Source organism: Stenotrophomonas sp. Ker107b (assembly GCF_053847245.1).
Window position 1 is genome coordinate 244,803 of record NZ_JBSPHX010000001.1, and the last position, 14,518, is coordinate 259,320.

At 65.0% G+C, this 14,518-nt stretch carries 14 protein-coding genes and 3 pseudogenes; 10 read left to right on the plus strand and 7 right to left on the minus strand.

Translation table 11 applies throughout. From position 1 onward, the window contains the following. Positions 1-74 precede the first annotated feature (74 nt). The 5 genes from ACWV8V_RS01300 to ACWV8V_RS01320 all read left to right on the plus strand — a co-directional run bounded on the left by ACWV8V_RS01300 (position 75) and on the right by ACWV8V_RS01320 (position 6,534). Positions 75-2,276 carry a Six-hairpin glycosidase-like protein gene (locus tag ACWV8V_RS01300; RefSeq protein WP_455898738.1) on the plus strand — a complete coding sequence of 734 codons (2,202 nt, stop codon included), beginning with the start codon at positions 75-77 and terminating at the stop codon, positions 2,274-2,276. After that, positions 2,273-3,760 (plus strand): MFS transporter, encoded by a 1,488-nt coding sequence (locus tag ACWV8V_RS01305; protein WP_259261304.1) that lies wholly within the window; start codon positions 2,273-2,275, stop codon positions 3,758-3,760. The genes ACWV8V_RS01300 and ACWV8V_RS01305 overlap by 4 nt, the downstream gene beginning before the upstream one ends. Further along, a complete protein-coding gene (locus ACWV8V_RS01310) occupies positions 3,760-5,481 on the plus strand; it encodes an alpha-amylase family glycosyl hydrolase (protein ID WP_455898739.1) in 1,722 nt (573 codons plus the stop codon). The genes ACWV8V_RS01305 and ACWV8V_RS01310 overlap by 1 nt, the downstream gene beginning before the upstream one ends. A 91-nt stretch (positions 5,482-5,572) precedes the next feature. Further along, entirely contained in the window at positions 5,573-6,070 is a 498-nt protein-coding gene (locus tag ACWV8V_RS01315) for a GNAT family N-acetyltransferase (protein WP_455898740.1), read from the plus strand. Positions 6,071-6,141: 71 nt separating this feature from the next. After that, on the plus strand, positions 6,142-6,534 hold the full coding sequence (locus ACWV8V_RS01320; RefSeq protein WP_121043258.1) for an SseB family protein: 393 nt from the start codon (positions 6,142-6,144) through the stop codon (positions 6,532-6,534). A gap of 8 nt (positions 6,535-6,542) precedes the next feature. Here ACWV8V_RS01320 and ACWV8V_RS01325 read toward each other — a convergent pair. The 3 genes and pseudogenes from ACWV8V_RS01325 to ACWV8V_RS01335 form a co-directional block, all read right to left on the minus strand. Next, positions 6,543-6,725, minus strand: a pseudogene (locus tag ACWV8V_RS01325) (hypothetical protein); the annotation flags it as partial. Next, positions 6,635-7,138: a hypothetical protein gene (locus ACWV8V_RS01330; RefSeq protein WP_455899636.1), complete on the minus strand. Its 504-nt coding sequence runs from the start codon at positions 7,136-7,138 to the stop codon at positions 6,635-6,637. The gene ACWV8V_RS01330 and the pseudogene ACWV8V_RS01325, both read right to left, overlap by 91 nt. Next, entirely contained in the window at positions 7,135-7,734 is a 600-nt protein-coding gene (locus ACWV8V_RS01335) for an RNA polymerase sigma factor (protein WP_455899590.1), read from the minus strand. Before ACWV8V_RS01335 ends, ACWV8V_RS01330 begins: the two co-directional genes overlap by 4 nt. 109 nt (positions 7,735-7,843) lie before the next feature. Here ACWV8V_RS01335 and ACWV8V_RS01340 point away from each other — a divergent pair, with 109 nt between their 5' ends. Then, the gene (locus ACWV8V_RS01340; protein WP_121043262.1) at positions 7,844-8,170 is read left to right on the plus strand and encodes a hypothetical protein; all 327 of its coding nucleotides are present in this window, start codon (positions 7,844-7,846) and stop codon (positions 8,168-8,170) included. A 17-nt stretch (positions 8,171-8,187) separates the two neighbouring features. Here ACWV8V_RS01340 and ACWV8V_RS01345 read toward each other — a convergent pair whose 3' ends face one another. Continuing rightward, positions 8,188-9,219, minus strand: coding sequence for a LacI family DNA-binding transcriptional regulator (locus tag ACWV8V_RS01345; protein WP_455898741.1), 1,032 nt, complete (start codon positions 9,217-9,219; stop codon positions 8,188-8,190). A 313-nt stretch (positions 9,220-9,532) separates the two neighbouring features. Here ACWV8V_RS01345 and ACWV8V_RS01350 point away from each other — a divergent pair, with 313 nt between their 5' ends. Continuing rightward, on the plus strand, positions 9,533-10,069 hold the full coding sequence (locus ACWV8V_RS01350; RefSeq protein ID WP_353087071.1) for a single-stranded DNA-binding protein: 537 nt from the start codon (positions 9,533-9,535) through the stop codon (positions 10,067-10,069). 242 nt (positions 10,070-10,311) lie between these two features. Here ACWV8V_RS01350 and ACWV8V_RS01355 read toward each other — a convergent pair whose 3' ends face one another. Next, the gene (locus ACWV8V_RS01355; protein WP_241655230.1) at positions 10,312-10,545 is read right to left on the minus strand and encodes an SOS response-associated peptidase family protein; all 234 of its coding nucleotides are present in this window, start codon (positions 10,543-10,545) and stop codon (positions 10,312-10,314) included. A 110-nt stretch (positions 10,546-10,655) separates the two neighbouring features. Here ACWV8V_RS01355 and ACWV8V_RS01360 point away from each other — a divergent pair, with 110 nt between their 5' ends. Further along, entirely contained in the window at positions 10,656-11,117 is a 462-nt protein-coding gene (locus ACWV8V_RS01360; RefSeq protein WP_134832125.1) for a VOC family protein, read from the plus strand. A 164-nt stretch (positions 11,118-11,281) separates the two neighbouring features. Next, a pseudogene (locus tag ACWV8V_RS01365) lies at positions 11,282-11,772 on the plus strand (IS5 family transposase); the annotation flags it as partial. A 395-nt stretch (positions 11,773-12,167) separates the two neighbouring features. Here ACWV8V_RS01365 and ACWV8V_RS01370 read toward each other — a convergent pair. Together ACWV8V_RS01370 and ACWV8V_RS01375 are read right to left on the minus strand one after the other, a co-directional pair. Beyond that, positions 12,168-12,302: pseudogene (locus ACWV8V_RS01370) on the minus strand (transposase); the annotation flags it as partial. Positions 12,303-12,431: 129 nt separating this feature from the next. Further along, complete coding sequence (locus ACWV8V_RS01375) at positions 12,432-13,031, minus strand: CGNR zinc finger domain-containing protein (RefSeq protein WP_134832126.1); 600 nt, start codon at positions 13,029-13,031, stop codon at positions 12,432-12,434. 86 nt (positions 13,032-13,117) lie between these two features. Here ACWV8V_RS01375 and ACWV8V_RS01380 point away from each other — a divergent pair, with 86 nt between their 5' ends. Beyond that, positions 13,118-14,086, plus strand: a complete 969-nt coding sequence (locus ACWV8V_RS01380) for an alpha/beta fold hydrolase (protein ID WP_455898742.1) — start codon at positions 13,118-13,120, stop codon at positions 14,084-14,086. Positions 14,087-14,518: the final 432 nt, after the last annotated feature.

A 14,518-nucleotide genomic window follows, 5' to 3' on the forward strand; every position in this document is an offset into this window, starting at 1 on the left:
CCGCGAGGCGGTGCGGACCTACAACGCGAGCAAAGGGGAGGGAGGCAACAGGCGCAAGCCGGTTCGCCACTTCGATGCTGAAGATGATCTGCCTGACCGTTGCCCTCGGGGCAGCGATGGGGTCCACCGCCCGTGCGGCCGACCTGGATTTCGACGGCCGCCATGCGCGCGCCGAGACCGCCGCTGAAGGTGGCTACCGTCTGCATGCGCCGCAGGGCGAGGTGCACGTCAGCGCGCAGCCGATGCGCAGCGAAACCGGCAGTGTGCTGTTCGATGCGCTGTTCGGGCTGGCCCAGCAGGAGATGGATGCCGACCGCGTGGAGGCGATCCGCGACCCGGCCTTCAATCACGGCAAGGCGGTTCCTTGTGCCTGCTTCCAGACCGGCGAGCGCTGGCCCTATGTGTGGACCCGCGATGTGAGCTTCGCCGCTGATCTGGCGCTGTCGCGTCTGGATCCGGTGCGCACGCGCCAGTCGCTGCAGTTCAAGCTGTCCACCGCGCGCGATGGGATTACGCCCGGCGTGTTCGTGGCGCAGGACACCGGCTCCGGCGGCAGCTGGCCGATCAGCAGCGACCGCGTGGTGTGGTTCCTGGCCGCACGCGGGCTGCTGGATGACGCGGCCTTTGCCGACCAGGTCTGGCAGGCACTGCAGGCGACTCTGGCGCAGGACCGCGAGGCGGTGTTCGACGCGCGGATCGGCCTGTATCGCGGCGAGACCTCATTCCTGGATTGGCGCGAGCAGACCTACCCGGACTGGACCCGCGAGGATGTGCGCTTCATCGGCGAGTCCTTCGCGCTGTCCACCAACGTGCTGCATTACCAGGCGCTTCGACTGGCCGAGCAGCTGGCACGCCAGCAAGGCGACGCGCGCGCCACCACGTACGGCCAATGGGCCGATGCACTGGCCCGCCAGATCGACGCACGCTTCTGGCGCGAGGATGCCGGTCAGTACATGAGCTACATCGGCGAGGCGGCGCACCCGGTGCCGTACGCCAAGTACGACCTGCTCGCGCTCTCGCTGGGCGTGCTGGCCGATGTGTTCCCGGCCGATCGCGCACGCCGCGCGCTGGCGAACTACCCGGCCGTGGCCGGTGGCAGCCCGGTCGTCTGGCCGCAGGAAGCGCAGCAGCCGATCTACCACAACCGCGGCATCTGGCCGTTCGTCAGCGCGTACTCGCTGCGGGCAGCCCGCCGGTTGGATGATGCCCCGCGCATTGCCATGGAGATCGAATCGCTGATGCGCGGTACCGCGCTGGCCGGCTCCAACATGGAAAACTACGAGATGCGCACGCTGGCCGTGCATGTCGATGAAGGCGTGCTCAGCGGCCCGGTGGTCAATTCGCCGCGGCAGCTGTGGTCGGTGGCCGGGTACCTCTCGATGGTCCTGGAAGGGGTGTTCGGCGTGGAAGACGATGGCCGCATCGCGCCGAAGCTGCCGGTGTCCCTGGTGCCGACGCTGTTCGGTGAGCATGACCGCATCCGCCTGGACGATGGCAGACAGCAATACGTGCTGGTGCGACCGAAGCAGCTTGCCGGCGAGCTGCTGGTGGCGGGTGACATCCAGCGCGATGGCAGCACCACCACGGTGCAGCTGGTGCCGTTGCATGCCACGGGCGCGACGCCATCACCGGCCATCCTGCGTCCCTCGGCGGTGTTCGCCCCGGCCACCCCCGCTGCCCCGGTGCCGCGTGAAACGACGGCAGGCTGGCAGATGACGGTGCCTGCCGGGCACGTGCTGTGGCGCGACGGCCAGACGCTGACGCCCACACGGGGTGTCGCCACGATTGCCAGGGACGGTGCCAGTCACTGCCTGAGCCTGACCCGCCGGGAGGGCACGCTGGAATCGCTGCACAGCCCGATGACCTGCATCGGCCCGCAGCAGGTGCTGGCCGGCGACAGGCACTGGCAGTGGACCGCACCGACCGCCGGCCGCTGGCGTGCACGCCTGCGCTACGACAACCCGAACGGCCCGATCAACACCGGTGTGACCGCAGCGGTGAAGACGCTGGTGCTGCAATGCGGGGGTCAACCGGAGCAGCGCCGCCCCATCGTGATGCCGCACAGCGTGGGCGAACAGGACTCCACGGCGGTTGAATTCGAGCTGCCGACACGCGCCTGCCGCATCACGTTGGACGAGGGCTTCAACATGAGTGCGCTGACCCACTTCGCGCAGTACAACGGCGGCAAGGGCGGCAGTGAGGGCGTGCTCAATCAGGCCCGCGTATCCGCGCTGACCCTGATGCCGGTCGCGGCCTCGACGGAGCCGCGCCGATGAGCCGGTCGCCCAAACCGACACTGTCGTTCTGGCAGATCTGGAACATGTGTTTCGGCTTCCTCGGCATCCAGTTCGGCTTTGCCCTGCAGAACGCCAATGCCAGCCGCATCTTCGAAACGCTCGGCGCGCCGATGGACGCGGTGCCTGGGCTGTGGATCGCCGCGCCATTGACCGGTCTGCTGGTGCAGCCGGTGATCGGCTACCTGTCCGACCGCACCTGGACGCGCTGGGGCCGCCGCCGTCCGTTCTTCATGATCGGTGCGGTGCTGACCACGCTCGCCCTGCTGGTGATGCCGAACTCGCCGACGCTGTGGATCGCCGCGGGTACGCTGTGGGTATTGGATGCCTCGATCAATGTATCGATGGAGCCGTTCCGCGCGTTCGTCGGCGATCAACTGGCCCCACGGCAACGGCCGACCGGCTTTGCGATGCAGAGCTTCTTCATCGGCATCGGTGCGATCGTCGCCAGCTTCCTGCCTTTCATCCTGGCCCACTTCGGCGTCGCCAATACGGCGGCAGCCGGGCAGGTGCCCGATACCGTGCGCTACGCGTTCTACTTCGGCGCGGCGGTGCTGCTGGCGGCGATCACCTGGACGGTGATCAGCACCCGGGAATACTCGCCGGCCGAGCTGGCCAGCTTCGATGACGCCGAGCCGTCCGCGGTGCACCAGAGTGCGCGCGTGGCAGGACCGCCGCCGTGGGCGCAGATCGGCGGCTGGGTGGCGGTGGGCATCGTGTTGGCCGCCGCCATCGCGGCGCGTCAGGGTGACCGCATGCTGTATGTGCTGGCTGGCCTGTGCATCGCCTATGGCGTGCTGCTGGGTGTGGCGCGCTGTGTGCCGGGGGCGAACATGCTGGCCACCATCGTCGACGACCTGCGTGCGATGCCGCGCACCATGCGTCGCCTGGCCTGGGTGCAGTTCTTCTCGTGGTTCGCGCTGTTCGCGATGTGGATCTACACCACCGCCGCTGTCGCCGGCACCCATTTTGGTTCCACCGATACCGGCTCTGCCGCCTACAACGAGGGCGCCAACTGGGTCGGCGTGCTGTTCGGTGCCTACAACGGCTTCGCGGCACTGGCCGCGCTGCTGATCCCGGTGATGGTGCGCGCACTGGGCCTGCGCTGGAGCCACCTGGTCAACCTCTGGCTGGGCGGGCTGGGGCTGATCTCGATGCTGTTCATCCGTGATCCGCATTGGCTGCTGCTGTCCATGGTCGGCGTCGGCTTCGCCTGGGCCTCGATCCTGTCGCTGCCGTATGCGCTGCTGTCCGACAGCGTGCCGGCGGCCAAGATGGGCATCTACATGGGCCTGTTCAATTTCTTCATCGTGATTCCGCAGCTGGTCGCGGCCAGTGCGCTCGGCTTCCTGCTGCGCACCTGGCTGGGCGGAGATCCGATGCACGTGCTCGCCCTCGGAGGCGGCAGCCTGCTGCTGGCCGGTCTATGCGTGCTGTATGTGCCATCTCAACAGGAGGTTGTCTGATGTCCCGGTATTCGTCGTTGTCGCTGGCCCTGTCATTCGCGCTGTCCGCCGGTCCCGCTCTGGCCATCGAACGCCCGGACTATGTCGGCACGCGTGAGCCGTTCGCCAGCCAGGCGGTCTACTTCGTGGTCACCGACCGCTTCGTCAACGGCGATCCGTCCAACGATCACCGCGATCAGGGCGGCGCGCATCGCACGTTCGATATCCCGGTGCCCTGCCCGGACAAGGTGGATGGCAACATCGGCTACCTCGGCGGTGACTTCAAGGGCGTGCTCGACAACGCCGCGTACATCCGCAACCTGGGCTTCGGTGCGGTATGGATCACCCCGATCATCGACAACCCCGACCAGGCCTTCACCGGCAGCAAGCCGATCAGCTGCACCAGCACGCTGACCGACCGCGGCAAGACCGGCTACCACGGCTACTGGGGCGTCAACTTCTACACGCTCGACGAGCATCTGCCGAGCAGGGACCTGGACTTCGCCGCGTTCACCCGCGGCCTGCATGCCGCTGACCTCAAGGTGGTGCTGGATATCGTCGGCAACCATGGCTCGCCCGCGTGGACGATGCCGGTGGCGCAGCCGCAGTTCGGCCAGATATTCGACAAGGACGGCCGATTGATCGCCGATCACCAGAACCTGCCGCCGCAGCAGCTGGACCCGGTGCATAACCCGCTGCATGCCTTCTACAACAACATCGGCCCCGTCGACGGCAAGCAAGGCTCGATCTTCGACGGCAACCTGGCCGAGCTGTCCGACTTCAACGAGCACAATCCGGCGGTGATGGATTACCTGGTGGGTGCGTACCTGCAATGGACCGCGCAGGGCGTGGATGCGCTGCGCATCGACACCATCGGCTGGCTGCCGCACCCGTGGTGGCATGCCTTCGTCAACCGCATCCGTGCCGAGCATCCCGGCATGTTCATGTTCGGCGAAGCGTTCGACTACGACGCCAGCAAGATCGCCGAGCACACCTGGCCGGCCAACGCGAATGTCAGCGTGCTGGACTTCCCGCTGCGCGGCGCACTGTCGTCCGTGTTCGGCAAGGAACAGAAGGGCTTTGAGACCCTGGCCGAACCGCTGCACCTGCTCGACGGGCCGTATGCGAATCCGTACGAGCTGATGAGCTTCTACGACAACCACGACATGGCGCGCTTGGACGCAACCGATGCCGGGTTCATCGACGCCCACAACTGGCTGTTCACCGCGCGCGGCATTCCGGTGATCTATTACGGTTCGGAAACCGGCTTCATGCGCAGCCGTGCCGAGCACGCCGGCAACCGCGCCTACTTCGGCCAGGCGCGCGTGAATGATGCGCCGAAGAGCCCGATCTATGCGCCGCTGCAGCGGATCGCCAAACTGCGTGAGGCCACACCGGCCCTGCAGCGCGGGCTGCAGGTCAATGAGCGCCTGCACGGCGATGAAGCGGTGTTCTTCCGCGTGCTGCAGCAGGGCGATACCGCGCAGACCGCGCTGGTCCTGCTCAACAAGGGTGATGCGGCCCGGACCCTCGAGGTCCGTCGTTACCTGCAGGCCGGCACCTGGCGCGACGCGCTGGGCGGCGCCAGCCAGACGGTCAACGGATCACTGAAGGCCGAGGTGCCTGCGCATGGTGTGCGCGTGTTCGTGCTGGATGCGCAGGTCGACCAGGTCGCGCTGCAGCAACAGTTGAAGGCGGCGATGGAGGACCAGCAGGCCCGCACGAAACGCCTGGCGAAGTAGCCGGGGAATGCCCGGTCTGCCGTTCGCGGTGGGCCGGGCACTACAATCGGGCTCGCGATCGCGCACGGCGATCCTTTCGAGTACGTTCTCCATGTCACGCCTGTCCCTGCGCCCCGCGACGCCCGACGACGCCGAGCGCCTGTTCCATCTGATGCAGTTCTACTACTTCGAGGCGTCGGCCTGGAGCGGAGAAGAAGTCCGCTCCGACGGCCTGTTCGACTGTGATCGGAGCGATGTCGAGGACTCCCTGCGCAACGCCCCGCAGTGGGCGCGGCTGTTGTTCGTCGACGAGGCACTCGCCGGCTTCGTGCTGGTGGACCGGGTGGAACGGGACGGCCACCACTATCCTGAACTGGCCGATCTCTTCGTGCTTCCCAAGTACCGGCGGCAAGGGTTGGCCGCGTATGTGGTCAACGCACTGGTGCGCCCCGGCGAGGGGCAATGGCTGCTCGCAGTGTTCCGCGGCGACGTGGCTGCGCATGCCCACTGGCTGCGGACCCTGCCGCGTCTCGGCCTGCCGCATGTCGCGCTGGCCGACGATGACCCGCGTTTCTACCTCTACCTGATCGGCGGTCCACCGCGCCTGTAGTGCCGGCCGCTGGCCGGCTCCCGACAGCCCCGGCGGTACACTGTCGGCCCCCACCCATACCCCCGCATTCCATGAACGACGCTGCCCCCCAGACCCCGATCGAAACGCTGCTCAAGACGGCGATGGACGGTCAGTTGCCGATCGGCCTGTTCATGAAGGCATTCGTGGCGTCCGAAGTGGTGCTGCTCACCGGGAGCCTGGTGACGCCGGATGGCAGCGGTTTCGATCCGCTGCTGTTCGACAAGCAGGGCGTGTTGCATGTGTCCGTGTTCACCGATATGAGCCGCGTCGGTTTCCACAGCCAGCAGGCCCCGCACACGATCCGCATGCTGATGCTGGAGGTGCTCAAGCGCGTCCCCGGCGGCTACGGCGTGGTGATCAATCCGGGCACCTCGCTGGGCTTTGAGATCTCGCCGTCCGGCGTCGGCGAAATCCTCAAGGACTTCGCCGACGGCCCGCGCTGACGCTGCGTTAAAGTGGCGTCGTACGTTCCATCGGCACGCTTCTGCGCGCTCGCGGTCAGGACGCGGTTGTCGTAGAAGCTGATTTTCTCGAACAGCTCCGTCACCAGCTGCTGGCGGTCGGCCGGCGTTTCGGCGCGGATGTAGGCGAGCAGTTCGGTGGAGGTGGTGTAGGGCGGTTGCTGGAAGCCCTTGGGTGCTTCTGGACACGTGTGCGCCAGTGACCGGCCAGCCATGACACGCCCATGCAGCCTGCCACCAGCAGCAGCCAGCCGGATGCGGTCGGCCCGGCGCTCTGCTTGATCGCGCCCCACCACGCCGGGCCGAACATCGCCCCGATGGCCAGTACGGCGAGGGCCAACAAGGCAAGCAATACCCGCGACACCCAACGCTCCATACCGGCGTCATGCCGGGCAATGCGCAGCGTGACATCACGGGCGAAGCGCATCGGCGGCCCACTCTGCGGGGCGGAAGCGATCGCTTGGGCGATGCGCAGGTAGTCGGCGGCGTCCGGCGCAGCGCGCTGGCCGCTGAGAGCGGCGCGCAGCGCATCCTCCTGGGCCTGCCATTCCTCCGGATCGATGCGGGGATCGTCTGCGCTGCTCATGCGGGCACTCCAATGCGGGATTCAAGCAGTTCGCGCAACCGCTTGCGGCTGCGGAACAGATGGCTCTTGATGGTGCCTTCGGCCAGCTCGGTCAGGGTGGCGATCTCGGCGATGGAGATCTCCTCCAGGTGATAAAGCGTGAGCAGGGTGCGCTGCAGCGGCGGCAGGGCGTCGATCGCCGCATGCAGGTGCGCGTTGATGTCCTGCTCGCTGGTACGTGCTTCCAGATCGATGCCATCGCCGATCTGTTCGATCAATGCGGTGCCGTCCTCGCCCATGGTGTTCTCCACCAGCGGAATGCGGCGCCGTTCCAGGTGGCGCTTGGCGATCGAATAGGCGACCTGCGCCACCCAGGATTTCAACGCGCTTTCGCCGCGGTACTGATGCAGCGTCTGATGGATGCGCAGGAAGGCTTCCTGGCACAGCTCGCGGGTGTCGTCAGGGTGGCGGACCATGCGGTCGACCACACGCCAGCACAGTCCCTGATACTCGCGCACCAGCTGCTCGAACGCGCCGGGCTGCCGCGACAGAATCGCGGCGACCAATGCACGGTCGGCGTCGAGACACTCAGCAGGGGAGGACGGCGGCGTACGCATCACCATAGGGATACGTCGAGTGCTGCATCGGTTGCAACCAGGCGCCGTGCAACCGATCCCGCCTTGGCCGTATCTCAGTGGACAAGCCCCTCAACGGAACGAACGCATCATGGATTACAACCTGATTCTTCCCGTCGTCCTGATCCTCGGCATCGTGTATGCCATCAAGAGCGTGGTCGATGGCCACACCCGCCGCCGGATCGTTGAAGCGCGCGGCTCGGAAGAGCTGGTGCGCTCGCTGCTGGCCGGCGATACCACCAAGCGGCGGCTGGCCTCGCTGCATTGGGGCTGCGTGTTGCTGACCCTGGCGCTGGCATTCGGCCTGGTCGATCTGCTCGGTATCGACCGGGTCACGCCTGGCGCGATCGCCCTGCTGCTCGGTGCGACCGGGCTGGGCAACGTGGTGTACTTCGTGCTGGATCGTCGCCTGAAGTAAGGCCGCGCGCGCGTCGCTCAGCCGCGCAGCGAGGAGTCCCGCAGCACCTGTTTCACCGCGATGCTCTGGCCTTCCACCGGCTGGCCTTCGATCAGCGCCAGCAGTTTTTCCACCAGCAGGTGACCGGCCTGCTTGGTGTCCTGCTGCACGGTGGACAGCGGCGGGGAGACCGAGGCGGCCAGTGGGATGTCATCGAAGCCGGTGACCGCCACGTCCTCGGGCACGCGCAGGCCATGCTCGCGCAGGGCGCGCATCGCACCGATCGCGATCAGGTCGCTGGCCGCGCACAGGCCGTCGATACGCTCGCCGCGCGCCAACAATGCCTGGCAGGCATCGAAGCCGGACTGCTCGGTGGTGATCGCATCATGCTGCAGTGAGGGCTCGGCGGTCAGGCCGCGCGCCTGCATCGCCTCGACGTGGCCGCGGTAGCGCTGCTCGAACTCGGGATAGTGGCTGGAGGCATGGCCGACGAACGCGATCCGGCGGCAGCCTTGGTCGAGCAGGTGCACGGTGATGTCGAACCCGCCCTGGAAATTGTCGCTGCCGATCGAGACACCGGGCTGATCGGGCAGGGACGCGCCCCAGCGCACGAAGTGGGTGCCTTGCTCGACCAGCCGCTGCAGCCGCTCGCGCGACTCGTGGTAGTCGCCATAGCCCAGGAGGATGATGCCGTCGGCCTTGTTGCTGTCCTCGTAATCCGCCTGCCAGTCGGTGGACAGCTGCTGGAAGGAAACCAGCAGGTCATAACCGCGCAGCGCGCAGGCTCGGGTGATCGAGCCCAGCATGGCGTGGAAGAACGGGTTGATCAGCGAGTCGTCATTGGTGGGGTCTTCGAAGAACAGCAGGGCCAGCGTGCCGGCATTGCGCAGGCGCAGGCTGGAGGCGTTCTTGTCGACCTTGTAGTTCAGCTCCCGGGCAATGGCCAGGATCCGCTCCCGGGTCTCGGCGTTGACCATCGGGCTGCCGCGCAGCGCCCGCGACACCGTGGGCTGGGAGACGCCGGCCAGGTGGGCGATATCGAGGGAGGTGGCTTTGCCGCGGATGGTCATTTCAACAGGGGGGTGAGGCAGTGAAGGGACATCATGCCATGCGCCGCCGGGGCGGGGCCGGGTCGGGCGCTGGGCGGGCGGCCAGTGGCCTGCAGCCCTTGGACGGAACCGCCGTCACCGTTGCGGCATATGGCTCGAGCAGGTTTCCGGTCGTTTCCGGCCGGAATTCCGACAGGGTCGGGGACGGCGGCGATGATAAGATGGTGCAATCTGGATCCCCCCAATTTTCCCAAGGGCGGCCCGGCAGATCTGCACCCCGCTCGGGGCTGTGATATGACTGCGGCCTGCCCTCGGACAACGGAAGAGCAACCCTATGGCGCGCGGCATCAATAAAGTCATCCTGGTCGGCAACCTCGGCAACGACCCGGACGTGAAGTACACCCAGGGCGGTATGGCGATCACCCGCATCAGCCTGGCCACCACCAGCGTCCGCAAGGACAAGGATGGCAACCAGCAGGAGCGTACTGAATGGCACCGCGTGGTGTTCTTCGGCAAGCTCGGCGAAATCGCCGGTGAATACCTGCGCAAGGGCAGCTCGGTCTACGTCGAAGGCAGCCTGCGTTACGACAAGTACACCGGTCAGGATGGCGTGGAGAAGTACTCCACCGACATCATCGCCGATGAGATGCAGATGCTCGGCGGCCGTGAAGGCGGCGGTGGCGGTGGCGGCGGCGAACGTCCGCAGCGCCAGCAGGCCCCGCGCCAGGAGTACGGCGGTGGTGGTGGTGGTGGCGGTGGTGGTCAGCGCGGCGGCGGCGGTGGCTACGGTCAGCAGCGCCCGCAGCAGCAGGCGCCGCAGCAGTCGGCGCCGCCGATGGACGACTTCGCCGATGACGACATCCCGTTCTAATTTTTAGCACTTCCTTCATACAAAAAAGCCCCAGTAAGTCATTGTACTTACTGGGGTTTTCTTGTTTACGCATGGATTTCTGCATCCTGCTAGTCTGAGGCCAATCTTCTACTAGTAGAGGATGTAAACGATGAGGCCGGCATTTCGCGTTCGGATCGTCTTGTTCGCCTCTGGCGACGCTTTCCGGTACTGCTGGATGAGCATGGGTGCCCGCTCTTTCGCCCCACCGTGTTTGCGCTTACTCAGGTTCGGGGTAGGAATCTTTCAACTAACACGATCAGCAACGTGCTGCGTGCGATTGAAGTGGGGGGCTCGCTGGCCAGCAGAATCGCCACGGCGTCGTCGGGCTCGGCGGCCATCCAGTCGTCGACCTGGCCAGGCTGCAGCCACGCCGGCATCCGGTCGTGGATATCGGCTGACACGCCGCTGCTGTCGCCGGTGATGATGGTGAAGGTGCCGAGGCCGCCTTTGCGCATTCACTTGACCGAACAAGCCGCGCCACCTAGATTTCCTGATGAAACCAACTATCTCGCCGTAACCCCAAAGACGGCCTACATGCCGAGTCGGCCCCTATGATCATGCAGCCATGACTAAGACGACGCACCTCGTTGGCGTTGATCACGCCGGCTTTACGGTTTCCTCCTTGGACGAATCCATCCACTTTTGGACCCAGGCACTGGGTTTCGAGCTGCAACGCCAATCGGAGATGGGTGGCGATTTCCTGTATCAGGTTACAGGCGTTGATGATCCGAACGTGCGCACGGCAATCGTCTTGGCGCCGAATGGGTTCATGGTTGAGCTGCTGCAGTACTCTGGAGGTCGCCAGCATGGAGCCGCGCCGGAGAGTGCCGGCGCGATCGGAGCTGCACACCTGGCTTTGACCGTGGAGGATATTCACTCCGCCATCGCCCGTGTAGAGGCTGCGGGATGGAAGGCGAAGGGCAGTCCACAACCAATTCCAGGCGGTCCACGCAAGGGGACACTAGCGGCCTACGTCTCCGGCCCCGATCACATCACAATCGAGTTCATGCAGCCGCCAAGCAGGTGATGGGCGTGCAGAGGAAAGTGAACTGGCATCACTGCTAGGGATGGTCTGAACAAATCTGCGCGAAATCCGATGGTAGTGCCGGCCGCTGGCCGGCAAGCTTGAGGTCCATCAGACCACGTTGAAGGACCCTCCATGCAGCTGACATTCGGTGGTGCCGAAGGCCTGATCCGGAAATGCACCAGACCAGGAAGGGCAATCAGTGGTACTTCGGCATGAAGGCGCACATCGGTGTGGATCAGTTTTCGGGCCTTGTGCACCATGTGACATGCATCGCTGCCAATGTAGGCGATGTCACAGTCACGCACGAACTTCTGCACGGTAACGAGGATTGCGTGCTGGGCGACAATGGCTATACCGGGGCGGACTCGCGGCCAGAGCTACAGGACGCCAAGGCGGCGTTCTTAACCGCCAGGAAGCGGGGCAAAGTGAAGGCGATCAAGAACGCGCGCGACCGTCGGCAGCACGAGCGCTGGGAGCGTTGCAAAGCCAGCATGCGCGCGAAGGTGGACACTCCTTCCGGGTGATCAAGCGCCAGTTTGGTTACACCAAGGTGCGCTATCGCGGGCTGGCAAAGAACAGCTCGCAGGTGCTGACCCTGTTTGCGCTGTCCAATCTGTGGATGACCCGCTGGCAGTTCGTGCCGGCCCAAGGATAAATCCGTCTGGAGGCGCCCAACGGGGCCTCAAAACCCTATTTCCAGCGAAATAAACCGCAGCAGGTGGGCGCGGGACGCGTTCGGCTCATGAATCCAACATCGCGGGTGATCTGCTCAGAGCATCCTTAGAGGAAATGTCGCCACCATCGCCAATCCTATGATCGAGGCTGGCTTTGTTCACGCGAGAGCTTTGCTCGAGTTCCTCTGGCTGTGCACAGCTGACGGGAACTTGGCGCAGGTCAAGCGCCGCCGGCGAGACGACATTGGCATTGAGACCTTCTCAAATGCACAGGGGCCACTTTGTTTGGTTCATCCTGACGAGGCCGTTGCAGCGTATCTAGGTCCTTGAGCCGCTTGGCGTCGGGCACGCTCATGCCGCCGAACTTGCTGCGCTACAGGTAGTACGAGGCCTCGCTAAAGCCATGCTGGCGGCAGAGGTCCTTGATGGGCATGCCGGCCTCAGCTTCGCGTAGGAAGCCGATGATCTGCTCTTCGGAAAAGCGCTTCTTCACGTCCAATCTCCTTGTCATTGAGAATTGGACTCCAAACCGCTTCGCTACTCAATCTCGGGGGGACGTCGATCCCGCCTGCCGAAGCTGAGGCAAACTACTATCGGCAACTAGCCAGTCAAGCCGCCGCGGTGGCGGCCTGACGTAACCCTACTTGCCTCCACCGAACCCGGGGGGATTCAGTTTGCGAGACCGGAACGCCGCCACTTTCATCCGGTTCCCGCAGAGCGCCATGCTGCACCAACGGCGCTTTCGCGACTTGGTCGTGTCATGGAACAGCAGTGTGCAGTCATGCGCTTCACACTCGCGTACGTGCTGCAGGTCGCCACCGGCTAGGAGCCGGCTCAGCGCCACTGCGATGGGCTCCAGCAGGCTTTCTGCGCTGTCATCGCGGCGGCGTTCGACCACGCAAGGGCCTGCACCGTCAGTGGACGACTGCAGTTGAACGATCGGTCGGCCAGCCTCCAGCACCTTGTTCACTATCGGTGCCTGGAACGGGCGCCCTGCCCGTGCAGCCGTCAGCAGTTCGCGTGCTTCGTCGCGCAAGGCGGCGGCCAGCTCCGCCACGCCGTTCGGGATGGGGACCGCGCCTGCGTCCAGGACGCCCGCCGCGGCCAGCCAGTCGATTGCCGCCTGGTCGCCCTGAAGCACGTCCACCGGGGCCGTACTGGGGCCGTAGGCCGAGTTGATGAAGTCGAGCGCCAGATCATTGGCCACGAACAATGCGGGGGATGGAGCTGAGTCGATCATGCGTAACCCCTGTAAATGTTGTTGACAGGTTACCACCGCCGCACGTAACCTTCAAATCAACTCAAATGTGGTTACATAAAACGCTCATGACTCCTTCGAATACGCTCGCCCGATTCGGCGCGACGGCTGCCCTGCTCGCCGCCACCGCCACCGCCACCGCGCACGCCCAGGTCCAGTACCGCTACGAACAGGTGGGCGAGGTCAAGGTGTTCTATCGGGAGGCCGGCCCCCGTTCGGGCCCCACCGTGCTCCTGCTGCATGGGTTCGCGGCGTCGTCGTACATGTACCGGGACGTCATCGAGGCGCTGTCGGACAAATACCACGTCATCGCTCCGGACCTGCCCTCCTTCGGTTACACCGAGGCACCTGCGCGTGGCGCGTATGACTACACCTTCGACACCCTGGCCGCCACCCTGCAGCGCTTCACCGAGCAGCTGAAGCTGGAGCGTTACGCGCTGGTGGTGCACGACTACGGCGCCCCGGTGGGATGGCGTCTTGCCAGCGCACATCCAGAGCGGATCACCGCCCTGATTTCGCAGAACGGTAACGCGTACGAGGACGGCCTGGCGAAGGGGTGGGATCCGATCCGCGCCTACTGGAACGATCCCAGTGCGCAGAACCGCGCTGCCCTGGCTGAGTTCCCCACGGCCGCTGCGATCAAATGGCAGTACCTGGAAGGCGTGCGCGACCCCAGCCTGGTGGCGCCGGATGGCTACACCCTTGAGGGGCTGCATGTATCCAGGCCCGGCAACGCGGATATCCAGCTGGACCTGCTGCTGGACTACGCCTCCAATGTGCGGCTATACCCCGCGTTCCAGGCCTACTTTCGGACGCATCAACCGCCGCTGCTTGCCGTGTGGGGGCGAAACGATCCGTACTTCCTGCCCGCCGGTGCAGAGGCGTGGAAGCGCGACATTCCGGATGCCGAAATCCACTTTTTCGATACCGGGCACTTCGCGCTGGAGACGCATGCGGACGAGATCATTCCGGTAATCCGGGAGTTTCTGGATCGGAAGGTTGGCACGCACCGAAGCGGAGCGCAGTCGGGTCCTTGAACAACAGGAAACGCGCCGGCAGGCAGAATCCCCAGCAAACCCCAAACGTTCCGGCCGCTGCACGACGATCCAGATGATTGAGTCAATCCGACCGTCCTGTTCAGGGTTAGCAAGGTGGCGTCGAACGCGTCCCGTTGGGTCGTATGCCAGCAGAGGGGAAGGGGGCGATTTGGCTTCCAGCTATTGCGGGTGTTCCCAGTGGATAGCGGGCAAGAATGTCAACAGGTTTATCTGGTAGGCGAAGTTGTTGACACTCGCGAGGCAGTAGTACGCTGGGTGCATTGCATGCCAGCGCATGTGGCAGTTGTTTACCTTTTTGGTAGGCACAACCCTTTTGATTTCTGATTTTTACGGGTGTAAATAGAACCCCAGTAAGCCACTGTGCTCGCTGGGGTTTTTCTTTTCTGCACGGTACGTTCTGGTTCCTGCTGG